Origin of the sequence: Pseudomonas sp. p106, from assembly GCF_003936645.1 — a bacterium.
GTDB classification, from domain to species: Bacteria; Pseudomonadota; Gammaproteobacteria; order Pseudomonadales; family Pseudomonadaceae; genus Aquipseudomonas; species Aquipseudomonas putida_E.
This window is the reverse complement of the sequence record NZ_RHQR01000011.1, coordinates 155,856-180,608: the sequence shown is the minus strand read 5'-3', so window position 1 is coordinate 180,608 and position 24,753 is coordinate 155,856. Positions and strand designations below refer to the sequence as shown.

The 24,753-nt window shown below is 59.9% G+C and carries 22 protein-coding genes; 11 read left to right on the top strand and 11 right to left on the bottom strand.

Annotation, left to right across the window (positions count from 1 at the left end):
- Positions 1-145: 145 nt before the first annotated feature.
- Positions 146-1,033, bottom strand: a complete 888-nt coding sequence (locus EGJ09_RS15650; protein ID WP_125924307.1) for a lysophospholipid acyltransferase — start codon at positions 1,031-1,033, stop codon at positions 146-148.
- A gap of 41 nt (positions 1,034-1,074) precedes the next feature.
- Complete coding sequence (locus tag EGJ09_RS15645) at positions 1,075-1,626, bottom strand: DNA-3-methyladenine glycosylase I (RefSeq protein ID WP_125924306.1); 552 nt, start codon at positions 1,624-1,626, stop codon at positions 1,075-1,077.
- An 83-nt stretch (positions 1,627-1,709) separates the two neighbouring features.
- Here EGJ09_RS15645 and glyQ point away from each other — a divergent pair, with 83 nt between their 5' ends.
- Genes glyQ through EGJ09_RS15625 form a run of 4 tightly spaced genes read left to right on the top strand, consistent with a single transcriptional unit; the run spans position 1,710 to position 6,067 of the window.
- Positions 1,710-2,657, top strand: a complete 948-nt coding sequence (gene glyQ / locus EGJ09_RS15640) for a glycine--tRNA ligase subunit alpha (RefSeq protein WP_012312032.1) — start codon at positions 1,710-1,712, stop codon at positions 2,655-2,657.
- Entirely contained in the window at positions 2,654-4,705 is a 2,052-nt protein-coding gene (gene glyS / locus EGJ09_RS15635) for a glycine--tRNA ligase subunit beta (protein ID WP_012312031.1), read from the top strand. Before glyQ ends, glyS begins: the two co-directional genes overlap by 4 nt.
- A gap of 3 nt (positions 4,706-4,708) precedes the next feature.
- Positions 4,709-5,236, top strand: coding sequence for a D-glycero-beta-D-manno-heptose 1,7-bisphosphate 7-phosphatase (gmhB, locus tag EGJ09_RS15630; protein WP_046786800.1), 528 nt, complete (start codon positions 4,709-4,711; stop codon positions 5,234-5,236).
- Between the two features lie 60 nt (positions 5,237-5,296).
- Positions 5,297-6,067, top strand: coding sequence for a 1-acyl-sn-glycerol-3-phosphate acyltransferase (locus tag EGJ09_RS15625; protein WP_046786799.1), 771 nt, complete (start codon positions 5,297-5,299; stop codon positions 6,065-6,067).
- Between the two features lie 177 nt (positions 6,068-6,244).
- Here the strand turns inward: EGJ09_RS15625 and EGJ09_RS15620 are convergent, their stop codons facing one another.
- Both EGJ09_RS15620 and EGJ09_RS15615 read right to left on the bottom strand, forming a co-directional pair.
- Positions 6,245-7,864 (bottom strand): MFS transporter, encoded by a 1,620-nt coding sequence (locus tag EGJ09_RS15620; protein ID WP_115273213.1) that lies wholly within the window; start codon positions 7,862-7,864, stop codon positions 6,245-6,247.
- A gap of 97 nt (positions 7,865-7,961) precedes the next feature.
- The gene (locus EGJ09_RS15615) at positions 7,962-9,608 is read right to left on the bottom strand and encodes a GMC family oxidoreductase (RefSeq protein ID WP_125924305.1); all 1,647 of its coding nucleotides are present in this window, start codon (positions 9,606-9,608) and stop codon (positions 7,962-7,964) included.
- Between the two features lie 126 nt (positions 9,609-9,734).
- Between EGJ09_RS15615 and EGJ09_RS15610 the strand changes: the two genes are divergently transcribed.
- Positions 9,735-10,622: a LysR family transcriptional regulator gene (locus EGJ09_RS15610; RefSeq protein ID WP_046786796.1), complete on the top strand. Its 888-nt coding sequence runs from the start codon at positions 9,735-9,737 to the stop codon at positions 10,620-10,622.
- Here the strand turns inward: EGJ09_RS15610 and EGJ09_RS15605 are convergent.
- The 3 genes from EGJ09_RS15605 to EGJ09_RS15595 are packed head-to-tail and all read right to left on the bottom strand — an operon-like array spanning position 10,611 to position 13,621.
- Entirely contained in the window at positions 10,611-11,429 is an 819-nt protein-coding gene (locus EGJ09_RS15605) for a sulfite exporter TauE/SafE family protein (RefSeq protein WP_125924304.1), read from the bottom strand. The two genes, EGJ09_RS15610 and EGJ09_RS15605, sit on opposite strands and share 12 nt — an antisense overlap.
- Positions 11,426-12,697 (bottom strand): FAD/NAD(P)-binding oxidoreductase, encoded by a 1,272-nt coding sequence (locus tag EGJ09_RS15600; RefSeq protein ID WP_115273211.1) that lies wholly within the window; start codon positions 12,695-12,697, stop codon positions 11,426-11,428. The genes EGJ09_RS15605 and EGJ09_RS15600 overlap by 4 nt, the downstream gene beginning before the upstream one ends.
- Positions 12,698-12,736: 39 nt before the next feature.
- Positions 12,737-13,621, bottom strand: coding sequence for an MBL fold metallo-hydrolase (locus EGJ09_RS15595; RefSeq protein WP_046786793.1), 885 nt, complete (start codon positions 13,619-13,621; stop codon positions 12,737-12,739).
- A gap of 223 nt (positions 13,622-13,844) precedes the next feature.
- On the opposite strand from EGJ09_RS15595, the gene EGJ09_RS15590 reads away from it, so the two are divergent.
- The 3 genes from EGJ09_RS15590 to EGJ09_RS15580 all read left to right on the top strand — a co-directional run bounded on the left by EGJ09_RS15590 (position 13,845) and on the right by EGJ09_RS15580 (position 17,102).
- Complete coding sequence (locus EGJ09_RS15590; protein ID WP_115273210.1) at positions 13,845-15,149, top strand: sigma-54-dependent Fis family transcriptional regulator; 1,305 nt, start codon at positions 13,845-13,847, stop codon at positions 15,147-15,149.
- 134 nt (positions 15,150-15,283) lie between these two features.
- Entirely contained in the window at positions 15,284-15,709 is a 426-nt protein-coding gene (locus tag EGJ09_RS15585; protein WP_125924303.1) for an RcnB family protein, read from the top strand.
- Positions 15,710-15,824: 115 nt separating this feature from the next.
- Positions 15,825-17,102 carry a DUF2254 domain-containing protein gene (locus tag EGJ09_RS15580; protein WP_125924302.1) on the top strand — a complete coding sequence of 426 codons (1,278 nt, stop codon included), beginning with the start codon at positions 15,825-15,827 and terminating at the stop codon, positions 17,100-17,102.
- Between the two features lie 53 nt (positions 17,103-17,155).
- Here the strand turns inward: EGJ09_RS15580 and gyrB are convergent, their stop codons facing one another.
- Genes gyrB through dnaA form a run of 4 tightly spaced genes read right to left on the bottom strand, consistent with a single transcriptional unit; the run spans position 17,156 to position 23,379 of the window.
- Positions 17,156-19,576, bottom strand: coding sequence for a DNA topoisomerase (ATP-hydrolyzing) subunit B (gene gyrB / locus EGJ09_RS15575; protein ID WP_046786790.1), 2,421 nt, complete (start codon positions 19,574-19,576; stop codon positions 17,156-17,158).
- A 4-nt stretch (positions 19,577-19,580) separates the two neighbouring features.
- On the bottom strand, positions 19,581-20,684 hold the full coding sequence (gene recF, locus EGJ09_RS15570; RefSeq protein ID WP_115273207.1) for a DNA replication/repair protein RecF: 1,104 nt from the start codon (positions 20,682-20,684) through the stop codon (positions 19,581-19,583).
- A gap of 15 nt (positions 20,685-20,699) precedes the next feature.
- Positions 20,700-21,803, bottom strand: coding sequence for a DNA polymerase III subunit beta (gene dnaN, locus EGJ09_RS15565; protein WP_012312006.1), 1,104 nt, complete (start codon positions 21,801-21,803; stop codon positions 20,700-20,702).
- A 40-nt stretch (positions 21,804-21,843) separates the two neighbouring features.
- Positions 21,844-23,379, bottom strand: a complete 1,536-nt coding sequence (gene dnaA, locus EGJ09_RS15560) for a chromosomal replication initiator protein DnaA (RefSeq protein ID WP_046786788.1) — start codon at positions 23,377-23,379, stop codon at positions 21,844-21,846.
- Positions 23,380-23,962: 583 nt separating this feature from the next.
- On the opposite strand from dnaA, the gene rpmH reads away from it, so the two are divergent.
- From rpmH to yidD, 3 genes are read left to right on the top strand one after another with little or no spacing between them, the layout of a single operon-like run.
- On the top strand, positions 23,963-24,097 hold the full coding sequence (gene rpmH / locus EGJ09_RS15555) for a 50S ribosomal protein L34 (RefSeq protein ID WP_003253163.1): 135 nt from the start codon (positions 23,963-23,965) through the stop codon (positions 24,095-24,097).
- 13 nt (positions 24,098-24,110) lie between these two features.
- Complete coding sequence (gene rnpA, locus EGJ09_RS15550; protein WP_080516507.1) at positions 24,111-24,515, top strand: ribonuclease P protein component; 405 nt, start codon at positions 24,111-24,113, stop codon at positions 24,513-24,515.
- Positions 24,508-24,753, top strand: coding sequence for a membrane protein insertion efficiency factor YidD (yidD, locus tag EGJ09_RS15545; RefSeq protein ID WP_080516506.1), 246 nt, complete (start codon positions 24,508-24,510; stop codon positions 24,751-24,753). Before rnpA ends, yidD begins: the two co-directional genes overlap by 8 nt.

Here is a 24,753-nt window from a genome sequence, read left to right as displayed (position 1 = left end):
CGCCCTGATGAAAAATCAGGACGAATAGGTCACCAAAGGCGCGAAAATGGCTTGCTGATAACCATAGAATCTCCCACTGGGTTTGCGCTGAGTTTGAGAGCAGCGGGGTAGCTGTGGGGAAAGGGGCGCAAGGCGCCCCAAAATCTCAGTACCAGCGCGCCTCGCCAGGCGGGCGCTTCTTGAAGCGCTTCATGCTCCACATGTACTGGCTCGGGTATTCGCGCACATAACGCTCGACCACCTTGCTCATGGCCGCCGCCGACACGTTCACATCCGTGCTGTACATTTCTTCTGGCGCAGCTTCGAGAAACACCTTGAAGCCCGAGCCATCTGGCAAGCGCAGGGCATGCAGGAACACCCCCACCGCCTTGCCACCGGCCAGCATGTTCGGCACGAACTTGCTGGTCAGCGCCTGGGTGCCGAGGAACGGCACGAATACACCAGCCGATTCCGCCGGCTCCGGGTCGGCGGGAATCCCCACCTGCCCACCGCGGCGCACTTCCTTGATCACGCTGAGGATGCCTTCCTTGGTCGAAGGCGCCACACGGTTGCCCATCTGCACCCGCTGCTCACGCAGCAGGTCATCCACGGCCTTGAGCTTCGGCGGGCGGTAGAAGATGATCGGTTTGCACTGGTTGCAGTAGAAGTGGTTGAGCACTTCCCAATTACCCAGGTGGCTGGTGATGCCGACCACACCCTTGCCTGAGGCCAGGGCCTGCTCCAGCACTTCCAGGCCGTGCACTTCCTTGACCAGCGCAAGCGAACGCTGTGGCGGCCAGATCCAGGCACAGGCACTTTCGACAAAGGATTTGCCAATGTCTCTCAGCGCACGGCCGACCAGCTGCTCGCGCTCGACCGGATCCATCTCAGGGAAGCACTTGGCAAGGTTGATGCGCACGACATTGCGCGAACCGTTGGGGACTTTCCACATCAGCCAGCCGATCCCGGCGCCGACGCGCTGTACCGCGCCCCAGGGCAGCTTGGCAAACAGACGCAGCACCCCGACCATCAGGGCGCCCTTGAACTTTTCCACAGGCCAATTCCTTATTTCAGCAAGGCGCGCATTGTAACCCCTCAGCGCAGCAAGGCGGCGTAACGATCACAATCGGTGGTGTGGTCCATGACCATGCCGGTAGCCTGCATGAAGGCGTAGCAGATGGTCGGGCCAACGAATGTAAAGCCGGCTTTCTGCAACGCCTTGCTCATCGCCTTGGCCTCGTCGGTGACCGCCGGCACTTCGCTTCGGGCACTGAAATGGTTGATCTTCGGCTCGCCGCCGACAAACGACCAAAGCCACTCGGCCGGGTTATCCACAGCCAGCCAGGCCTGGGCATTGCGCCGGACAGCCTTGAGCTTGAGGCGGTTGCGGATGATGCCGGCATCGAGCATCAGCTCTTCGATGCGCTCATCGCTCATCTGCGAAAGCTTCACCGGGTCGAAGCCATCCAGCACCTCGCGATAGCGCTCGCGTTTACGCAAGACGGTGATCCATGACAGGCCGGCCTGGAACCCTTCGAGCAAAAGCATCTCGAACAGCAACGCCGGATCACGCTGCGGTGTTCCCCATTCCTGGTCGTGATAGGCCTGGTACAACGGATCGTCGGTACACCAAAAGCAGCGTGGCATAAGGCTCCAATGAGTAGAGGGCGAGGCGAATCAGGTTATACTCCCGCTCTTTACATCCGCATCCCCAGATACAGGTGAATTTCGTGAGCCAGCCTACGCCAGCCGTGCGTACCTTCCAAGACCTGATCCTCGCCCTGCAGAACTACTGGGCAGCTCAAGGTTGTGTGGTGCTTCAGCCCTACGATATGGAAGTAGGCGCCGGCACTTTCCATACCGCTACATTCCTGCGCGCCGTCGGCCCGGAAACCTGGAACGCCGCCTACGTGCAGCCCAGCCGTCGCCCTGCCGACGGGCGGTATGGCGAAAACCCCAACCGCCTGCAGCACTACTACCAGTTCCAGGTGGTGCTCAAGCCCAACCCGGCCAACTTCCAGGAGCTGTACCTCGGCTCGCTGAAAGCCATCGGCCTGGATCCGCTGGTCCACGATATCCGCTTCGTCGAAGACAACTGGGAATCGCCGACCCTGGGCGCTTGGGGCCTGGGTTGGGAAATCTGGCTCAACGGCATGGAAGTGACCCAGTTCACCTACTTCCAGCAAGTAGGCGGTATCGAGTGCTACCCGGTCACCGGTGAAATCACCTACGGCCTGGAGCGCCTGGCCATGTACATCCAGGGTGTCGACTCGGTGTACGACCTGGTCTGGGCCGACGGCCCGTTCGGCAAGGTCACCTACGGCGATGTGTTCCACCAGAACGAAGTGGAACAGTCGACCTACAACTTCGAGCACGCCAACGTCGAGAAACTGTTCGAGCTGTTCGACTTCTACGAAAGCGAAGCCAACCGCCTGATCAAGCTGGACCTGCCGCTGCCGACCTATGAAATGGTGCTCAAGGCCTCGCACACCTTCAACCTGCTCGACGCCCGTCGCGCCATCTCGGTGACCGAGCGCCAGCGTTACATCCTGCGTGTGCGTACCCTGGCCCGGGACGTGGCGCAAAGCTATCTGCAAGCCCGTGCACGCCTGGGCTTCCCGATGGCTACCCCTGAACTGCGTGACGAAGTGTTGGCGAAGCTGGAGGCTGCACAATGAGTGCTCAAGATTTCCTGGTAGAACTGGGCACCGAAGAGCTGCCACCCAAAGCCCTGGCCACCCTTGGTGACGCCTTCCTGGCCGGCATCGAAAAAGGCCTGCAGGCCGCCGGCCTGAACTACACCGGCAAACAGGTGTACGCCGCGCCGCGTCGTCTGGCCGTGCTGATTCGCCAGCTGGATGTACAGCAGCCTGACCGCAGCATCAATATCGACGGCCCGCCCCTGCAGGCTGCCTTCAAGGACGGCGAGCCGACCCAGGCTGCCTTGGGCTTTGCCAAGAAGTGCGGGGTAGAGCTGTCGGAAATCGACCAGAGCGGCGCCAAGCTGCGCTTCTCCCAGCATATCCCGGGCAAGGCCACCGCCAGCCTGCTGCCGACCATCGTCGAAGATTCGCTCAACGACCTGCCGATCCCCAAGCGCATGCGCTGGGCCGCCAGCCGTGAAGAGTTCGTGCGCCCGACCCAGTGGCTGGTGATGCTGCTGGGCGATCAGGTCGTCGACTGCACCATCCTGTCGCAGCAGGCCGGCCGTGAATCCCGTGGGCACCGCTTCCACCATCCGCAGAACGTGGTCATCACCACCCCGGCCAACTACGTCGAAGACCTGCGCAAAGCCTACGTGCTGGCCGACTTCGCCGAACGCCGCGAGCTGATTGCCAAGCGCACCACCGAACTGGCCATGCAGCAGGAAGGCACTGCCATCGTACCGCCAGCGCTGCTGGATGAGGTGACTGCGCTGGTCGAGTGGCCGGTACCGCTGGTGTGCTCGTTCGAGGAGCGTTTCCTCGAGGTGCCGCAGGAAGCCTTGATCACCACCATGCAGGACAACCAGAAGTACTTCTGCCTGCTGGACAGCGAAGGCAAGCTGCTGCCGCGCTTCATCACCGTGGCCAACGTCGAAAGCCGTGACCCCAAGCAGATCGTCTCGGGTAACGAGAAGGTCGTGCGCCCGCGCCTGACCGACGCCGAGTTCTTCTTCAAGCAGGACAAGAAGCAGCCGCTCGAAACCTTCAACGAACGCCTGAAGAACGTAGTCTTCCAGGCGCAGTTGGGCACCGTCTACGACAAGGCCGAGCGCGTATCCCGGCTTGCCGCGTACATTGCCCCGCTGATCGGCGGCGACGCCCAGCGCGCCGGCCGTGCCGGGCTGCTGTCCAAGTGCGACCTGGCCACCGAAATGGTCGGCGAATTCCCAGAGATGCAGGGCGTTGCCGGTTACTACTACGCGCTCAACGACGGCGAACCGCAAGACGTGGCCCTGGCGCTGAACGAGCAGTACATGCCGCGCGGTGCTGGCGCCGAGCTGCCACAGACCCTGACCGGTGCTGCGGTAGCCATCGCCGACAAGCTCGACACCCTGGTCGGTATCTTCGGCATCGGCATGCTGCCCACCGGCAGCAAAGACCCATATGCCTTGCGCCGCGCCGCCCTGGGCGTGCTGCGTATCCTGATCGAGAAGCAACTGGACCTGGACCTGACCCCTGCGGTGGAGTTCGCGGTCAAGCAGTTCGGCGCCAAGGTCAAGGCCGCAGGCCTGGCCGAGCAGGTGCTGGAGTTCATCTTCGACCGCCTGCGTGCACGTTATGAAGACGAAGGCATCGACGTTGCCACCTACCTGTCGGTACGTGCCCTGAAGCCGGGTTCGGCCCTGGACTTCGACCAGCGTGTGCAGGCCGTGCAGGCCTTCCGCAAGCTGCCGGAAGCCGAGGCGCTGGCCGCAGTGAACAAGCGTGTGTCGAACCTGCTGAGCAAAGCTGAAGGCGCCATTGCCGAACAGGTCGAGCCAAAGTACTTCGACAACGCCAACGAGTTCTCGCTGTATTCGGCCATCCAGCAGGCCGACCAGGCTGTGCAACCGATGGCTGCCGCACGTCAGTACAGCGAATCGCTGGCCCGCCTGGCGGCCCTGCGTGACCCGGTCGACGCCTTCTTCGAGGCGGTGATGGTCAACGCCGAGGATGCCAAGGTCCGCGCCAACCGTTATGCCCTGCTCAGCCGCCTGCGCGGCCTGTTCCTGGGCGTTGCTGACATTTCGCTGCTGGGGTAAGCCTTGAAACTGCTGATTCTCGATCGTGACGGGGTGATCAACCAGGACTCCGACGCCTACATCAAGTCGCTGGAGGAGTGGATCCCGATCCCCGGCTCGATCGAGGCCATCGCGCAGTTGAGCAAAGCGGGCTGGACGGTGGCCGTGGCCACCAACCAGTCCGGCATTGCCCGTGGCTACTATTCACTGGCAACCCTCGAAGCCATGCATGCGCGTCTGCGCACGCTGGTGGCAGGGCACGGCGGCGAAGTCGGCCACATCGTGTATTGCCCGCATGGGCCGGACGAGGGTTGTGACTGCCGCAAGCCCAAGCCTGGCATGCTGCGGGCAATCGCCGACCATTATCAGGCCGACCTGCGCGGCGTATGGTTTGTCGGCGACAGTAAAGGTGACCTGGAGGCCGCCCTGGCCGTCGGTGCACAACCGGTGCTGGTGAAAACCGGCAAAGGCGAGCGGACGCTTGAAAAGGGTGTCGCGCAAACCACACTGATTTTCGACGATCTGGCAGCTATCGCCAGAGAACTAATCTAAACAATGCGCCCAAGGGCGCATTTTTATCAGGCGGGCAAGCCCGCAACGGTACATGCCACTATGTCGATCCTGCGGGCGATCAGAATCTTTCTTTTTTACCTGCTGCTGGGCACCAGTTCCCTGCTGTGGTGCTCGCTGAGCTTTTTTATCGCGCCATTTTTGCCGTTTCACAAGCGCTACCGCTTCATCAACGTCTACTGGTGCCGTTTTGCCGTGCTGCTGGCGCGGGTGATTCTGGGTATCCACTACAAGGTCACCGGTGCCGAGAACGTGCCCAAAGAGCCCTGTGTGATTCTGTCCAACCACCAGAGCACCTGGGAGACGTTCTTCCTGTCAGCCTATTTCTCGCCATTGAGCCAGGTGCTCAAGCGTGAACTGCTGTACGTGCCGTTCTTTGGCTGGGCCATGGCCATGCTGCGGCCGATCGCGATCAACCGCGACAACCCCAAGGAAGCATTGCGCCAGGTGGCGAGCAAGGGTGACGAATTGCTCAAGCAGAAGGTCTGGGTGCTGATCTTTCCGGAAGGTACTCGGGTACCCTTTGGCACCGTGGGCAAGTTTTCCCGTGGCGGTACCGCGCTGGCGGTAAATGCCGGGCTGCCCGTGCTGCCGATCGCGCATAACGCCGGCAAGTACTGGCCCAAGTCAGGCTGGGGCAAGCGCTCTGGCACCATCGAGGTGGTCATCGGGGAGCCGATGTATGCCAATGGTACCGGCCCGCGTGCAATTGCAGAGTTGAATGACCGTGCCGCGGCGTGGAACGAAGCGACTCAGCGGCGCTTGGGCTCGTTGCCACCGGTAGATGAAAAACCACACGAGCAGATTGCCTGACGATCTGTGGATAACGTGTTAGCAATTTTTGGATGAAATGCCTCGTTTGATAGCTAAGTCTATGAATTGCCTATTTATTTTTGTGTATGACATTTTTCGGAAAAGCGTGCATAAGTTTTTTTGAGGCATAAGAAAACCGGCTCTTACAGCCGGTTTTTTTATGGCTTCACGACATCATCAGACCTTGTCGATATCCACATCCTTGGTTTCTTTCAGGCAGAAGATTCCCACCACCAGGCTGATCCCGGTTACCAGCACCGGGTACCACAAGCCGTAGAAGATATCCCCGGTGTACACCACCAGCGCGAACGAAACCGTGGGCAGGAAACCGCCAAACCAGCCATTGCCAATGTGGTAGGGCAGCGACATCGAGGTATAGCGGATACGCGTCGGAAACAGCTCCACCATCACCGCCGCCAGCGGCCCATAAGTCATGGTTGCGATCAGGATCATTGCAACGATCAGCACCACTACCATCACCTGGTTGACCTGCGACGGGTCCGCCTTGGCCGGGTAGCCCGCCTGCTCGATGGCTGTGCGCATGGCTGTTTCGTCAAACCCGTTGATGGTCTTGTCGCCAATGTTCACCACCACTTGGCTGCCCGCCACATTCACCGAGCTGTACGGCAGGCCCTGTTTGACCAGGAAGGTCTTGACCTTGTCGCACGGGCTGTCGAAACGCGCCTTGCCGACCGGGTCGAACTGGAAGGTACAACCTTGCGGGTCAGCGGTGACCACGATCGGCGCCTGACGGCTCGCTGCGTCGATCTGCGGGTTGGCGTAGTGGCTGAGGGCCTTGAACAGCGGGAAGTACAACACCGTGGCCAGCAGCAGGCCGAGCATCAGGATAGGCTTGCGGCCGATGCGGTCGGACAGCCAGCCGAAGAACACGAAGAACGGCGCACCGATCACCACGCTGATGATCAGCAAGGTATTGGCCTGGGCCGGATCCATCTTGAGCATCTGGGTCATGAAGAACAGCACGTAGAACTGCGCCGTGTAGAACGTCACGGCCTGGCCGGCGTTGATACTGAACAGTGCGGTAAGCACCACCTTGAGGTTTGGCCAGGAGGTGAACGACTCGCGGATTGGCGATTTGCTGATCTTGCCCTGGGCCTTCATTTTCACGAAGGCCGGCGACTCATGCATGCTCATGCGGATCCAGGTGGAAATGCCCAGCAGCACGATCGACAGCAGGAACGGCAAGCGCCAGCCCCAGGTTTCGAACTGATCGCCGGTGATGTAGCGGCTGCCCAGCACCACCAGCAACGACAGCAGCAGCCCAAGGGTAGCAGTGGACTGGATGAAGCCCGTGTGGAAGCCGCGCTTGCCGGGCGGTGCGTGTTCGGCCACATACGTCGCCGCGCCACCATACTCGCCCCCCAGTGCCAGCCCCTGCAGCATACGCAGTACCACCAGGATGATCGGCGCGGCAATGCCGATGCTTGCATAGGTGGGCAGCAAACCAACGGCGAAGGTGGACAAGCCCATCAGCACGATGGTGATCAGGAAGGTGTATTTTCGCCCGATCATGTCACCCAGCCGGCCGAACACCAGCGCGCCGAAGGGCCGTACCAGGAAGCCGGCGGCGAATGCCATCAGGGCGAAGATGAAAGCGGTGGTGTCGTTGACGCCAGCAAAGAACTGCTTGCTGATCACTGCCGCCAGCGCACCGTAGAGAAAAAAGTCATACCACTCGAAAACCGTCCCGAGGGATGACGCGAAAATGATCTTGCGTTCTTCACGACGGCTTGGGCTGCTCGCCGTCGCCCCCTGCTCTTGGATGTAATCCGACATCGTTGCTGTCCTCGGCCCGCAGGCCACAGTGATTATTCTTGTTGTTCCACTGTCGGCAGCTTCTGACCGCAAGCCGCCGGTACTGCACGCACCCGGGTCAGGGCGTCGGTAACGCGTCTTCGTTCAGGTAGGTCTGGGTAGCAGCTCCCTTGAGAATGAGTTGGGCCGCCTTCTCGGCGATCATCAGGGTGGGTGAACAGGTATTGCCGGAGGTAATCTGCGGCATGATTGAAGCATCCGCCACGCGCAGGCCGGGGATGCCGCGTACACGCAGCTGGTTATCCACAACGTCCAGCGGGCCGCTGCCCATACGGCAGGTCCCGACCGGATGGAAGATGGTGGTGCCGATCTTGCCTGCCGCTTCGAACAGGTCTTCCTCGGTCTGCAGGGCAGGGCCTGGCAGGTATTCCTGCGGATCGAAAGCGGCAAGGGCAGGGGCCTGGACGATGCGGCGTGTGATCCGGATGGCGTCGGCGGCAACGCGCAGGTCGTGAGGGTCACTGAAGTAGTTGGGGTCTATCAGTGGCGCGCTGTTCATGTCCGAGCTACGGATGTCGATGCGCCCACGGCTAGCCGGGCGCAGGTTGCACACCGAAGCGGTGAAGGCGGGGAAGCGGTGCAGCGGCTCGCCGAAGCGTTCCAGCGACAGGGGTTGTACGTGGTATTGCAGGTTGGCGGTGGCCTGCTCCGGGCTGGACCGCACGAACGCCCCAAGTTGGCTTGGCGCCATGGCCAGCGGGCCGCTGCGGTCGTAGAGATAACGCAGGCCCATACCCATCTTGCCCCACAGGCTGTTGGCCATCTGGTTGAGCGTTCTGGTGTTGCGGATCTGGTAGATCAGGCGCAATTGCAGGTGGTCTTGCAGATTGCCACCGACACCGGGCATATCGTGCCGTACGCCGATGCCGAGCGTTTCCAGCAACGTGCGCGGGCCAATGCCGGAGCGCTGCAGGATGCCGGGCGAACCCACCGCCCCTGCACACAGGATGATCTCGCGGCGCGCAGCGAACTCGTGCCAGGCGCCTTGCCAAAATGCTCTCACTGCGCGGGCGCGGGTGTTGTTCAGCAGCACTTGGTCAACCTGCACGCCGGTCAGCACGGTGAGGTTGGAACGGTGATGCACAGGTCGTAAAAAAGCCTTGGATGCGTTCCAGCGCACACCGCTGCGCTGGTTGACCTGAAAATATCCACAGCCTTGGTTGTCGCCGGTATTGAAGTCATCGACCTTGGCGATGCCGCTCTGTTCGGCGGCATCTCGGAAGGCATCGAGGATCGGCCAACTGTAGCGCTGGCGTTCCACCCGCCATTCGCCAGTGGCGCCATGGTGATCACTGTTGCCTGCAAAGTGATTTTCGCTGGCCTTGAACAGCGGCAGCACGTCCTTCCAGGCCCAACCGTCATTGCCCTGTTCGGCCCAATGGTCATAGTCCGCAGCCTGGCCACGCATGTAGATCATGCCGTTGATCGATGAGCAGCCCCCCAGCACCTTGCCCCGGGGATAACCCAGGCTACGACCACCCAGGCCGCTTTGCGCTTCGGTCTTGAAGCACCAGTCAGTGCGTGGGTTGCCGATGCAGTAAAGGTAACCGACGGGGATGTGAATCCAGGGGTAATTGTCGCGGCCCCCGGCTTCCAGCAGCAACACGCGGCGGGACGGGTCGGCGGACAATCGATTGGCCAGCAGGCAACCGGCAGGACCGGCACCCACGATAACGTAGTCGAAGACAGAATCGGCTGATGGCATGTGCAACCTCGCGCCTGATTTTTATTCTTGTCGTCGTACATCTTATTGATTAATTTCGCTGAGGAAACACGAGATTTCGCGCAGCCGTTGTGCGTTTTAGCACAGCGAAAAACAGGGAAAGGATGCATGTTCGACTGGAATGATCTGCGGTTTTTCCTCGAGTTGCAGCGCAGTGGCCGCCTGCTCAGCGCTGCCAAGCGGCTCAACACGACCCATAGCACGGTTGCCCGGCATATCGAGAGCATCGAGAAAAGCCTGGGGACCCCACTGTTCGTGCAACACGCGCAGGGCTACGAATTGACGCCCTCCGGCCAGGCGCTGCTCAAGCACGCCGAAGCCATGGAGAACGTCGCGTTGCTGGCGCAGGAAGAAATCACCCAGGCCATCACACCGCTGGGCAAGATTCGCCTTGGGGTCACCGAAGGCATCGGCATCATGTTCTTCACCCCACGCATGAATGCGCTGTTCGATCGGTATCCGGGCCTGGAAGTGGAGCTGGTGGCCGTGCCTCGCTTTGTCAGCATCCTCAACCGCGAGGCGGAAATCAGCATTCACCTGGAACGTCCCAGTGCCGACCTGCTGATTACCCGCAAACTCACCGACTACCGCCTGGCCCTCTATGCCAGCCAGGCTTACCTGGACCGCGCGCCACCTTTACGCAACCGTGAAGATCTGGCCCGGCACAGCTGGATCGGCTACGTCGACGACCTGCTGTTCAGCCAGGAGCTGCTGTTTCTCAACAGTTTCTGCCGGGCGCCCAATGTGGCTTTTCGCAGCACCAGCGTAATAGCCCAGCAAACTGCTGCGCGCGCCGGTCTGGGTATCGCCGTGCTGCCCAACTACATGGCTCGCCACGACCCGACATTGGTGCGCGTACTGCCCAGCGAAACCATCCAGCGCAGCTACTGGATATGCACCCGTCGTGAATTGCACAAGTCGGTACGCCTGCGGGTGGTCTGGGATTACCTGCTGGCGCTGTGCGCGCAGGAACAGGCCGAGCTGCTAGCCGAGTAGCGCCTTGCCGGCCAGCAGCAGGGCAGCCGCAAAGCCGGCCACCGAGAACAGCTGCTGCAGGCGAGGCCCGGCCAGCCGCGTCGCCAGTGGCCGCGCCAGCAGCAGGCCAAGCACCGCGCCCGCGGCAAAAGGTGCGCCCACCTGCCAGTGCATAACCCCGGCCAGGCTGGCACTGACCACGCTACCTGTAGACACCAGGGCGATCACCGCCAACGAGGTCGAGACGATGCTCTTCATACGCAGGTTGGTGTAGCGGTTCAAGGCAGGGATGATCACGACGCCCCCCCCCCCCCCCAACAAGCCGGACAACAATCCCGAAAGCGCTCCGGTCATGGCCAGCGCCCGCGCGCAGGGCAGTGTCCAGCGCAAACGGCCCTGCAGCGGGTTGAGCACGCACGGCTCGATGAAACGGTGGGCTTCGTTGGCCTCGCCACGCAACTCGCTGGCAGCCTTGCGCCAGATACGCAGGCATGCGTAAACCAGCACGCCGGCGAACACCAGGGCCAAGGGTGTGTCGGGCAGACGATGGGCGAGCATCAGCCCGAGCGGTGCAGCAGCGATGCCGATCAGGGCGATGAACAGCGCGGCGCGATAACGCACCAGCCCTTGGCGCAAGCCGAGGATCGCCCCCACGGCAGCGGCAAGACCTACGGCAAGAAGGCCAATGGGCGCAGCTTCGACCATCGACAGACCAAGGCCAAACACCAGCAGCGGCACCGCCAGGATGCCGCCCCCCGCGCCAGTCAGCGCCAGCACTGCGCCAATGATCGCGCCCAGCCCGGCACCGAGCAGTTGATGTTCGATCACCGTGGTGCCTCGGCCGCCAGCGGTTGCGGGCGTGCCAGCCACTCTCGTCCCTTCAGCATGCCTTGCCAGTACAGCGGCGGCAGCACTCGCGCCTTGAGCAGCCAGGCCAGGCGCGTCGGCTGGCGGCCATCCAGCAACCAGCGCGGGAAGCTCGGCGCGACCTTGCCGCCATAGGTGAACTCGGCAAGCACGATCTTGCCGCGCTCGACCGTCAACGGGCAGGAGCCGTAGCCATCGTACTGGGCAAGGTTAGCCAGCCTGCCCAGCGCCACCAGCACGTTGTTGGCAACCACCGGAGCCTGCTTGCGCGCAGCGGCCGCAGTCTTGGCGTTGCTGGTGCTGGCCACATCGCCAAGGGCATGGACATTGGCAAACTGGCGATGACGCAGCGTATGCGGGTCGACATCGACCCAGCCAGCGGCATCGGCCAATGGGCTTTGACGAATGAAGTCCGGGGCAACCTGTGGCGGCACCACGTGCAGCATGTCGAAAGCTTCAGTGCGGGTTTCAGTGCTGCCATCGGCAAAGGTGCGGACAAAGGTGGCGCGCTTGTTCGGGCCATCTACTGCAGCCAGACGGTGGCTGTAATTGAGGTCCACACCGTACCTGTCGATGTAGGCCATCAGGGCCGGCACGTAATCGGGCACACCGAACAGCACTGCGCCGGCATTGAAGAAGCAGGCTTTGATATCGCCCAGCAGCCCCTGGCGCATCCAGTGGTCGCAGGACAGGTACAGCGCCTTCTGCGGCGCACCGGCGCACTTGATCGGCATGGGCGGCTGAGTGAACAGGGCGCGGCCTTGCTTGAGGTTCTGCACAAGCTCCCAGGTGTAGGGTGCCAGGTCGTAGCGGTAGTTCGAGGTGACGCCGTTGCGCCCCAGGGTATCACTGAGCCCGTCAATGGCAGCCCAATCGAGCTTGAGGCCGGGGCAGACCACCAGCTGTTCATAGCTGATGGTGCGACCATCTTCGAGCATGACCAGCTGGCCCAGCGGGTCGAACCCTTGCACGCGCGCCTTGATCCAGCGCACGCCACGGGGGATGGTCGAGGCCATGGTGCGCGCGGTGCTCGGTGCCTTGAACACACCCGCACCGACCATCGTCCAGCCGGGCTGGTAGTAATGAACGTCGGCAGGGTCGATCACCGCGATATCCAGTGACGGGTCGCGGCTGATGAGGCTGGAAGCAGTGGCGATGCCGGCAGCGCCGGCACCGACGATGACCACCTTGTGGTGGTCGGAATTAGCAGGGGACAACAAGGCAGGCATGGCGTAAATCCTGGGAATTCTAATGATGGGGCAGGGCGCTCAGAGCTTGTTCAACGGGATCTTCAGGTAGCTCACGCCGTTGGATTCCGGCTGCGGAAAATGGCCACTGCGCATGTTGACCTGCACCGAAGGCAGGATCAGGACGGGCATCTCGAGGGTCTTGTCACGCGCTTCACGCATGGCGACAAAGCTGTCCTCATCGATGCCCTGGTGAACATGAATGTTGCTGGCGCGCTGCTCGGCAACGGTGGTGACATAACGCATGTCACGCCCGCCCGGCAGGTAGTCATGGCACATGAACAGCAGGGTCTGGTCAGGGAAGGCCAGCAGGCGGCGGATCGATTGGTACAAGGTGCGAGCATCAGCGCCTGGGAAGTCACAGCGTGCGGTACCGTAGTCGGGCATGAACAGGGTGTCGCCCACGAACAGTGCTTTTTCTCCCGCATCCTCTATCAGGTAACTCATGCAAGCGGGGGTATGCCCAGGCGTGTGCAACGAGCGGGCGTGCAGGTTACCTATGCGAAAGCCTTCTTCGTCCATGAGCAACACATCGAACTGGCTGCCATCACGGGCGAAGCCCGGCTCGGCGTTGAACAAGTCGCCGAAGACTTTCTGTACCTTGGTTATCTCAGCGCCAATGGCGGTGTGGCCGCCGAGCTTTTCCTTGAGATACGCCGCAGCTGAAAGGTGGTCGGCGTGTACATGGGTTTCCAGAATCCACTGCACCTTGGCGCCCAGGCTCTGTACCCGATCAATCAGACGGTCTGCAGACTCGGTGCAGGTGCGGCCTGACTTGGGGTCATAGTCCAGTACGCTGTCGATCAACGCACACTGGTTGGTCTCGCGGTCCAGTACCAGGTAGCTGATGGTCGAGGTGGCGTCGTCGAAAAAGGCTTCCACCTGAAGGTTGTTGCCGATGATCATCACGTTCTCCAAATAATCCACCCCGCCTTTTAGAGGCGTAGGCAGTGACGGGTGGTTTATCAAGATGCATGCCAGGGGTTTAACCCGTGCCAAGGCCAGTGAAATCGGCCCCTGATGGCGCATGACAGCCCGGTGTGGCAGTTGCGCTGGCAGTCGACTGTCAGCCAATGGCAGTGTTTGGCAGTCCTTGTTACCCTCAACGGCTTATCCAATCGGTGCCGTCATGCCTGAATCCCATCCCCTCATCCTAGCTCTGGTTTCCTACCTCGAACACGATGCGTTGCCTACCATCGTGCTGGACACCGACTACAACATCCTCGCAGCCAATGCCGCCTATCGTCGGCAGTTCGGCCGTGACGACCGTGCGCCACTGGGTGAGAAGTGCCACCGGGTTTCCCATCACTACGCCGTGCCTTGCGACCAGGCCGGTGAGCATTGCCCCATGCGCAAGGCCTGGGACAGCAAGCTGCCGGAACGGGTACTGCACATTCATCACACCCCGCGCGGGCCTGAGCATGTGGATGTGGAACTGCGGCCGATCCTCGATGAGCAGGGCAGGGTGGTGGCCTTCGTAGAACGCCTGACCACGGTCACACTGGCCTCGGCGCAACCTCAACAACAGGGCCTGGTCGGCCGGGCGCCAGCGTTCAAAACGGCACTGGCCAGCCTGCAACGTGCGGCCCCCGCACAGATCCCGGTATTGCTCCAGGGTGAATCCGGTACAGGCAAGGAGCTTTTCGCCCGGGCGATCCATATGGGTAGCCCACGGGCGAATGGCCCTTTGGTGGTGGTCGACTGCACCGGCTTGACCGAGTCACTGTTCGAGAGCGAGCTGTTCGGCTATGAGAAGGGAGCCTTTACCGGTGCCAACCAGCGCAAGATCGGCCTGGCAGAAGCGGCCCACGGCGGCACGCTGTTCCTCGACGAGATTGGTGAGGTGCCACTGGCGATGCAGGTCAAATTGCTGCGCCTGATCGAATCCGGCACCTTGCGCCCGGTTGGCAGCCTGCGCACCGTGCATGCGGACTTCCGCCTGGTGTCTGCAACACACAAACCGCTCAAGCAGATGGTTGCCGAGGGTACGTTCCGGGAAGACCTGTATTACCGCATCAGTGGCTTTCCCATCCGCCTGCCTGCCTTGCGCGAACGCGTAGAGGATCTGCCGCTGCTTGCGCAGAGCCTGCTGCAACGCATGGCAGGCAAACCTGCCGCGAGCCTTACTGACGCTGCGCTTCAACAATTGGCCCTGCATACGTTCCCAGGCAATATCCGCGAGCTGCGCAACATCCTGGAACGGGCGCGGCTGTTTGCCGATGATGGGCTGATACGGCCTGAGCATCTGCCGGAAGATGTAGGCCCGCAAATCGCAACCGGTGCGAACAAGGGGCGCGCTCGCAGCGACCTGAGTGATCTGGCACAAGCGCTGGAACAGTTTCAGGGCCCGCGTAGCGAACTGGCGCGCCACTTAGGGATGAGTGAACGTACGCTGTATCGGCGCTTGAAAGCGCTGGGGCTGAATCCGGCTTAGTGCTTGGCGATTCTTTACCGGACCTTTACCTCTTGCCAGGGATTACTCATCGCGAATCACGGTCTGAAGCATTAACCGTAATCGGCGTCTCGTTGAAACCCGCCGGACGTGAACATGCAAAGGATCGACATACGATGAAAAAAAGCCTCTCTGTGCTCTGCGCTACCTTGATGCTCAGCGTACCACTGGCCAGCTTCGCCCAGCCCGGCCCACCTCAGGGGCACGATGGCGACCGCTCGCATCAGGGCCAAGGTCATCCGCAGCAGAACAAGCAGCAAGGCCATCCGCAACAACATGGCAAACCCGGCAACGGCCAGGCTCAGTCCTACCGTAATCCGAACTTCCGTCCACAACCGGGGATGCCGGTACCTCACCAGCAATGGAAGCGCGGCCATGTGGTAGACCCGCACTATCGCAATGACCGTTACTGGGTGACCGACTGGCGCGCCCGGCACCTCTCGCCGCCGCCCCGCGACCACCGTTGGTTGTACGTCAACGGCGACTACGTGCTGGTGGCCATTGCTTCCGGGGTGATCGTAAACATCCTCAGCGGTTACTAAGGCCGTATAAAACCAGCCGCCAACAAAAAGCCCGCTTACGCGGGTTTTTTGCTGGGTTGTGGATTGAAACTTCTAGTCTGTTAACTATTCGATCAGTCTCTTGAAGGTACTGCACATGATTGCGCGTTGGCGTTGGGTAGCGGGTCAACTCACCAAGCGACTCTGGTTCAGAGCCTCTCTGTTCTCCATTCTGGGTGTGGCGACTGCATTGCTTGCCATCCTGTTCAGAGACTTCATCCCGCAAACCTTGCCAGCGCGCATCGGCGCAGATGCAGTGGACAAGATTCTCGGGATCATTGCCTCCAGCATGCTGGCTGTGACCACCTTCTCATTGAGCACGATGGTCACCGCCTACGGGGCCGCAAGTAGCGGGGTGACCCCGCGTGCCACAACGCTGGTCATGGAAGACACCACGACCCAGAACGCGCTGGCCACATTCATCGGTTCGTTTCTCTTCAGCCTGGTTGGCATCATTGCCCTGAGTACCGGTCTCTATGGAAGCCAGGGCCGAGTCGTGCTTTTTGCGGTGACGCTAGCTGTCGTGACGCTGATCATTTACACACTGCTGCGCTGGATAGACCACCTTTCCAAACTCGGACGGGTCGGAGAAACCATTGACCGTGTGGAAAAGGCGGCGATAGAGGCCATGGCTCATCGCATTCGCTGGCCCTATCTGGGAGGCTCAGCGTACCCGGTAGACCTTGTACTACCGCTGTCCGCGCAAACCATTGCCAGCAACCAGACTGGCTACGTCCAACATATCGATGTGCAAGCCTTGGGCGCCATTTCCAAAGCGCTACAGATCCGGATCTATGTGGAAGTTCTCCCAGGTAGTTTTGTCCACATCGGTATGCCGGTCGCTCGCATTGTGCCTTTGAGTGACAAGCATCCTGATGAGCAAAGCCTCAAGGACACGCTGGCGACGTTGACCATAGGCACCCGAAGAACCTTTGAACATGACCCGAGGTTTGGGCTATGCGTGCTATCGGAAATCGCATCCCGCGCGTTGTCACCAGCGGTCAATGATCCGGGCACCGCTATTGATGTGATTGGCAGGGGCCTTAGAACTTTGACGTACTGGGGCAAAGCACACGCTTGCGAACCGGACCAGGAAAAAAGCTGCGAGTGGGTCCACCTGCGAGGGTTGACGGTGGACGATTTGTTCGACGATTTTTTTGCCCCTATCAGCAGAGACGGCGCCGCTCTTCTAGAAGTCGACCTTCGGTTGCTCAAGGCACTTGTCAGCCTGGCCCAGATAAACCCCGCGCTTTTCAAGCAGAGTTGCATCAGGCATGGGGAGCAGCTTGTCATGCGTGCAGAGGCGTCACTTACACTCGCGCATGAAAAAGATCAGCTGAGGTCAGTGCACGTGAAGCTCAAAAAGATTGAATGACAGCCCAAACCAAAAAGCCCGCTTGCGCGGGCTTTTTGGTAAGAACAACCTGATCAGAAGTCCAGGTTAGAAACCGACAGCGCGTTGCTTTCGATGAAGTCGCGGCGAGGCTCAACCGCGTCACCCATCAAGGTGTTGAAGATCTGATCGGCGGCAATCGCGTCTTCGATGGTGACCTTGAGCATGCGACGTACAGTTGGGTCCATGGTGGTTTCCCACAACTGGTCCGGGTTCATCTCACCCAGCCCTTTGTATCGCTGGATGGTGTGACGCTTGGTGGTCTCGTTCATCAGCCAATCCAGGCCTTCCTTGAACTCGACGATCGCCTTGCGACGCTCACCGCGCTGTACGTAAGCACCTTCACCCAGCAGGCTCGACAACTTGGAGCCAATGTTGACCACCGTGCGATAGTCGTTGCTGCCGAAGAAATCGCGGTTGAAGGTGATGTAGCTGGCCAGGCCGTGCGAGGTGATTTCCACTTCAGGCAGCCACACATTGCGCTCCTTGTCCTCGCGCAGGGTGGCCTTGTACATCAGGCCAGACTTCTGGCTGTTGCTCAGGCGCTCCTGCAGTTTGGCCAACCAGTTCTCCATGACGGCATGGTCGCCCAATTGCTCCAGGGTAACTTCCGGCAGGTAGATGAAGTGCTCGGTCAACTCTTCCGGGTACAAGCGAGACAAACGCTTGAGGGTCTTCATCACACCGCGGAACTCGTTGACCAAAACCTCCAGCTGAACGCCGGAAACGGCTGGCGCAGACTCATCCAGGTGCAGGCTGGCATCTTCGAGGGCCGACTGGGTCATGTATTCTTCCATGGCCTCGTCGTCCTTGATGTACTGCTCCTGCTTGCCTTTTTTCACCTTGTACAGCGGCGGCTGGGCAATGTAGATGTAGCCACGCTCGACCAGCTCTGGCAGCTGACGGAAGAAGAAGGTCAGCAGCAGGGTACGGATGTGCGAACCGTCAACGTCAGCATCGGTCATGATGATGATGTTGTGATAGCGCAGTTTGTCGATGTTGTACTCTTCGCGGCCGATGCCACAGCCCAGTGCGGTGATCAGTGTGCCCACTTCCTGGGAGGAGATCATCTTGTCGAAGCGTGCTTTCTCGACGTTGAGAATCTTGCCCTTCAGCGGCAGGATCGCCTGGGTACGACGGTTACGACCTTGCTTGGCCGAGCCACCTGCGGAGTCACCCTCCACCAGGTACAGTTCGGAAAGGGCAGGGTCCTTCTCCTGGCAGTCCGCCAGTTTGCCCGGCAAGCCCGCGATATCCAGCGCGCCTTTACGGCGAGTCATTTCACGCGCTTTGCGCGCCGCTTCACGGGCACGGGCAGCGTCGATCATCTTGCCGACTACCGCTTTGGCTTCGTTGGGGTTTTCCAACAGGAAGTCGGCGAAGTATTTGTTCATTTCCTGTTCCACGGCGGTTTTCACCTCCGAGGAAACCAGCTTGTCCTTGGTCTGCGAACTGAACTTCGGATCCGGCACCTTGACCGAAATAATCGCGGTCAGGCCCTCACGAGCATCGTCACCGGTGGTGGAAACCTTGTTCTTCTTGGCCAGGCCTTCCTGCTCGATGTAGCTGTTCAGGCTACGGGTCAGCGAAGAGCGGAAACCAACCAGGTGGGTACCGCCATCGCGCTGCGGAATGTTGTTGGTGAAGCACAGCAGGTTTTCGTTGAAGCTGTCGTTCCACTGCAGGGCAACTTCAACACCCACGCCATCTTCACGCTGGACGTTGAAATGGAACACCTGGGAGTTGACCGGAGTCTTGTTGGTGTTCAGGTATTCAACGAATGCACGCAGGCCGCCTTCGTATTTGAAGAACTCTTCTTTGCCCGAGCGCTCGTCTTTAAGCAGGATGCCAACGCCAGAGTTCAGGAAGGACAGTTCACGAATACGCTTGGCCAGGATGTCCCAGCTGAAGTGAATATTCTTGAAGGTCTCAGCCGAAGGCTTGAAATGAATATGGGTGCCGGTGGTTTCGCTTTCGCCCACAACGGCCATCGGCGCCTGTGGAACACCATGAACGTAGGTCTGCTCCCAGATCTTGCCGCTACGGCGAACGGTAAGCACCAGCTTTTCCGAAAGGGCGTTTACTACCGAAACACCTACACCGTGCAGACCGCCGGAAACTTTGTAGGAGTTATCATCAAATTTACCGCCGGCGTGCAGTACGGTCATGATGACCTCGGCTGCAGAAACGCCTTCTTCTTTATGCACGTCGACCGGAATGCCGCGACCGTTGTCGCGCACACTGATGGATTCATCGGTGTGGATGATGACGGTGATGTCATCGCAGTGCCCGGCGAGGGCTTCGTCGATCGAGTTGTCGACCACTTCGAAGACCATGTGGTGCAGGCCGCTACCGTCATCGGTGTCGCCAATGTACATGCCGGGACGCTTGCGCACGGCATCCAAACCTTTCAGCACCTTGATGCTTGAAGAGTCGTACGTTTGATTTTCGCTCATGCCTTCACTCCCGATGGTCGTGGGTCTGGGTGATACGGCCTTGTTCCACGTGGAACAAAGCAACTGGCGTTTCCGTCTGCCAGCCTTCCCTCAGTAATTCGTGATCTACACAGGTGATAAACACCTGGCAGCGTAATTCTTCTAGCAAGCGGCACAGTGCACGGCGATGCTGGTCGTCCAACTCGGACGGCAAGTCATCCACCAGATAAATACAGTGGCCGCGGCGAGCCTGACTAACGAGATGGCCTTGGGCGATGCGCAATGCACAAACCACCAGCTTTTGCTGACCACGCGACAAGATGTCGGCTGCGTTGTTAGCAGCCAGACGAAGACGCAGATCAGCACGCTGCGGACCGGCCTGGGTATGGCCCATCTGCTGATCGCGAAGGAGAGAAGAGGCGAGTACTTCGTTGAGTTCCCGGTCCTTGTCCCAGCCTCGGTAGTAGCTAAGGGTCAACCCGTCCAGCTCGACCAGTTCGCTCAGGGTTTGCTCGAAGACGGGCTTCAAGGCCTTGATGTAGTTGCGACGGTATTCATCTATTTCCGCGCTGGCCAGGCACAATTCCCGGTCCCAGGCGGCTTGCGAAGCTGGGTCAAGTGTACCATGCCGCAACCATGAGTTCCGCTGCCGCAACGCCTTCTGCAGACGCTGCCAAGCTGGCATGAAGCGAGGTTCCACGTGGAACACTCCCCAATCCAGAAACTGGCGACGGATCTTCGGCGCGCCTTCAAGCAACCTGAAACTGTCTGGGTTGATGAGCTGCAGGGGCAGTAGTTCTGCAAGCTGCGCGGCGCTCTTGGCATTCTGCCCATCGATACGGATAGTGAAGTCGCCCGCCCGCTCGCGCGACACACCCAAGTTGCTGGTGCCGCCTTCGCCCAACTGTACTTCGCCGAAAACCGTACACGCAGCCTGCTCGTACTGAATGACGGGATTGAGTCGGGTACTGCGAAACGATCTGGCCAACCCGAGCAAATGCACAGCTTCCAGCACACTGGTCTTGCCGCTGCCGTTGGCGCCGTAGAGGATATTGATGCGGGGGGAGGGTGAGAGGGTCACCGGGTGCAGGTTGCGCACCGCGGTGACCATGATACGTCGAAGGGACATTTGGCCTGCTACAGGTTACAGGCGCATCGGCATGACAACGTAAGACGAGTCGTCATTGCCGGCTTCCTGCAGCAGAGCACTGCTATTGGAATCGGAGAGAATCAGGCGAACCTGTTCCGTTGTCATCACACCCAATACGTCCAGCAGGTAACTGACGTTGAAGCCAATCTCAAGCGATGCACCGTCATAGTCCACGCTGATCTCTTCTTCCGCCTCTTCCTGTTCCGGGTTGTTTGCCTGGATTTTCAACTGACCGGCAGCCAACTGAAGGCGGATACCGCGGTACTTCTCGTTGGAAAGGATTGCGGTACGGCTGAACGCTTCACGCAAGGCCTGACGATCGCCGATGACCAGCTTGTCACCACCCTTGGGCAGTACACGCTCATAGTCAGGGAACTTGCCATCGACCAGCTTGGACGTGAAGGTGAACTCGCCTGTGTTCGCACGGATGTGGTGCTGGCCCAGGACGATGCTGACCATGCCTTCCGGGTCGGTGAGCAGGCGCGCCAGCTCGAGGATACCTTTACGTGGCACGATGACCTGATGACGCTCATCCTGCTCGATGGCTGCGCTCATGGAGCACAGCGCCAGACGATGCCCATCGGTAGACACGGCACGCAAGGTATTACGCGACACTTCGAGCAGCATACCGTTGAGGTAGTAACGTACATCCTGCTGAGCCATGGCGAAGCTGGTGCGCTCGATCAAACGACGCAGTTTGCTCTGCTCAAGGTTGCAGGTCAGCGAACCTGGGCCTTCTTCCACAGTGGGGAAGTCGTTAGCTGGCAGGGTCGACAGGGTGAAACGGCTACGGCCGGCCTTGACCAACAGCTTCTGTTCGTCGACCTTGATATCGATCAGAACGTCGTTCGGCAGGCTTTTGCAGATGTCCATCAGCTTGCGCGCCGGGACAGTGATTTCGCCAGGCTCGGCCGGCTCTTCCAGTTGGACGCGGCCTACCAGTTCGACTTCCAGGTCGGTACCGGTCAACGACAGCTGCTGGCCTTGCACGACCAGCAGTACGTTGGACAGGACCGGCAAGGTCTGACGGCGCTCGACGACACCGGCGACCAGTTGCAGGGGTTTCAACAGGGCTTCGCGTTGAATGGTGAAATGCATGGTCTAGTCCCTTGCCTTCAATTAGCTGCGCTGGCGGCCATCAGGTGGTGAGCGTGCGCAGCAGGTTCTTGTAGTCCTCGCGGATGTCCGCGTCGGATTCCTTCAGTTCGTTGATCTTGCGGCAAGCGTGCAGCACGGTGGTGTGGTCACGGCCGCCAAACATGTCGCCGATCTCCGGCAGACTGTGGTTGGTCAGCTCTTTGGACAACGCCATGGCCACCTGACGCGGGCGCGCTACAGAGCGCGAACGGCGCTTGGACAACAGATCGGAGATCTTGATCTTGTAGTACTCGGCCACGGTGCGCTGAATGTTATCCACACTCACCAGCTTGTCTTGCAGCGCCAGCAGGTCCTTCAGCGACTCGCGAATCAGCTCGATGGTGATGTCGCGGCCCATGAAGTGCGAGTGGGCGATGACGCGCTTCAATGCCCCTTCAAGCTCACGTACGTTGGAGCGAATACGCTGAGCGATGAAGAAAGCGGCATCGTGCGGCAACTCGACCTTGGCCTGGTCGGCCTTCTTCATCAGGATCGCCACGCGGGTCTCCAGCTCCGGCGGCTCCACAGCCACCGTCAGCCCCCAGCCGAAACGCGACTTCAGTCGCTCTTCCAGACCTTCGATTTCCTTCGGGTAGCGGTCACTGGTGAGAATCACCTGCTGGCCACCTTCGAGCAATGCGTTGAAGGTGTGGAAAAACTCCTCCTGTGAACGCTCCTTGCGGGCGAAGAACTGGATATCGTCGATCAGCAGCGCATCGACCGAACGGTAGAAGCGCTTGAACTCATTGATCGCGTTGAGCTGCAACGCCTTGACCATGTCCGCGACGAAGCGCTCGGAATGCAGGTACACCACCTTGGCATTCGGGTTCTTCTTCAGCAGGTGGTTACCCACAGCATGCATCAAGTGCGTTTTACCCAGGCCCACGCCACCGTAAAGGAACAGTGGGTTGTAGCCATGCTTCGGGTTGTCGGCAACCTGCCAGGCGGCTGCCCGGGCCAACTGGTTCGATTTACCTTCGACAAAGGTTTCGAAGGTGAACGTACGGTTCAGATAACTGGTGTGCTTGAGCGCACCCTCCACCTGAACGTTGCGCTGTTCGGTACGCCCCGGCGCGACAGGTGCCGGAGCGCTGTCCGCCATCGAATCATAGCTGCCTCGCGACGACGCCTCGGCCATGTCGGTGGCCTGCGCAGGTTCAGCAGTGGGCACCGAGACCGGGTCAGCAACAGCCATGACTGGCGCGGCTGCTGGCTGCGCGTGGCTCTGCGCAAGGGACGCAGCCATTGCAGCGCTGACCGGGGCATTGGGCGCGGCCCGCGGTGCGGAGCTGCGACGGCTACCTATTAATAAGGAAAGGGCAGGCGCGATGCCGCTACCGTTCTCACCCAACAGTTCGAGCAGACGGCCGAGGTACTTTTCATTCACCCAATCGAGAACGAAACGGTTAGGCGCATACACGCGCAACTCGTCGCCTTCGGCTTCGACCTGTAGCGGACGGATCCAGGTGTTGAATTGCTGGGCAGGCAGTTCATCGCGCAGAAGCTCCACGCACTGCTGCCAAAGTTCCACTGACACGGATATCCCCTGAGTTTGAAAGCCGGATGAGGCAAAAACAAACGGCCATTGTACCGGTCAAGCGATCAGTTATCCACATGTGGAAACATTATGAGCCATGGCAAAACAGCCATTTAGCGACCAAAACGACCCTGAAGGACTGTGAATAAGCTCTGTGGATAACCCACCATAAGGGCTATGCACAACCCAGGGTCAAGATCTGTTGATAACTCACCTGTGGATAATGAGCCTTTTCATCCACAGGCTGTACGCAGGCCCAGCACAAGCGCAGCACGGGTTGTGGACAATGTTTCTGATCGCTGTACAGCCCGTAATCTTTGGCCTGCAGAAGGTTATCCACAGAAACTTATCCACCTAAGATTTATAAGTTATTCAGAAAAGCTTTTTATATGTCTCTTCTTTTTTTTAGTTTTGTCATCCGTTTGCCTGCCCGACCAGACGCCGCCCCGCTCGATCGCTGAAAGCACCTTCCATAAGGAAAGGCTGGTTGGAAATTGACCTATTGGCTTGCTTTCTCTAGAATCGTCGATCTCTTAAAAAGGGGGCCATTCCGGCCCGTTGTCGACAAACCAGGTAACACGCCATGAAACGTACTTTCCAACCAAGCACCATCAAGCGCGCTCGCACCCACGGCTTCCGTGCCCGTATGGCTACCAAGAACGGCCGTGCTGTTCTGTCGCGTCGTCGTGCCAAAGGCCGTAAGCGTCTGGCCATTTGATCTTTCGGCAAAGGTGGTGAGTCAGGACTTCAGTCGGGAAAAGCGACTGCTTACACCCCGGCATTTCAAAGCGGTCTTCGACTCCCCAACCGGCAAGGTTCCAGGGAAAAACCTGCTGATCCTTGCTCGCGAGAACGGTCTCGATCATCCACGCCTTGGCTTGGTGATTGGCAAGAAGAGCGTCAAGCTTGCCGTTCAACGCAATCGCCTCAAGCGCTTGATGCGCGATTCCTTCCGTCTGCACCAGCAAATGCTCGCTGGCCTGGACATAGTGATCGTCGCGCGCAAGGGATTGGGTGAGATAGAAAACCCGGAATTGCACCAACACTTTGGCAAGCTCTGGAAACGCCTGGCGCGCAGCCGGCCCACTCCAGCGGCTAACGCCGATTCCGCAGGGGTAGACAGCCAAGATGCGTAAACTGGCACTCGTTCCGATCCAGTTTTACCGTTATGCCATCAGTCCTCTGATGGCCAGCCACTGTCGTTTCTACCCCAGTTGCTCCTGTTATGCGTTGGAAGCCATAGAAACCCATGGCCTCTTGCGTGGCGGGTGGCTAACCGTTCGTCGCCTGGGGCGTTGTCATCCGTGGAACGACGGCGGTTTCGATCCCGTTCCCCCCGCGCCTTCCTCCCGAACTTCTTCGATAGCCGAGTAA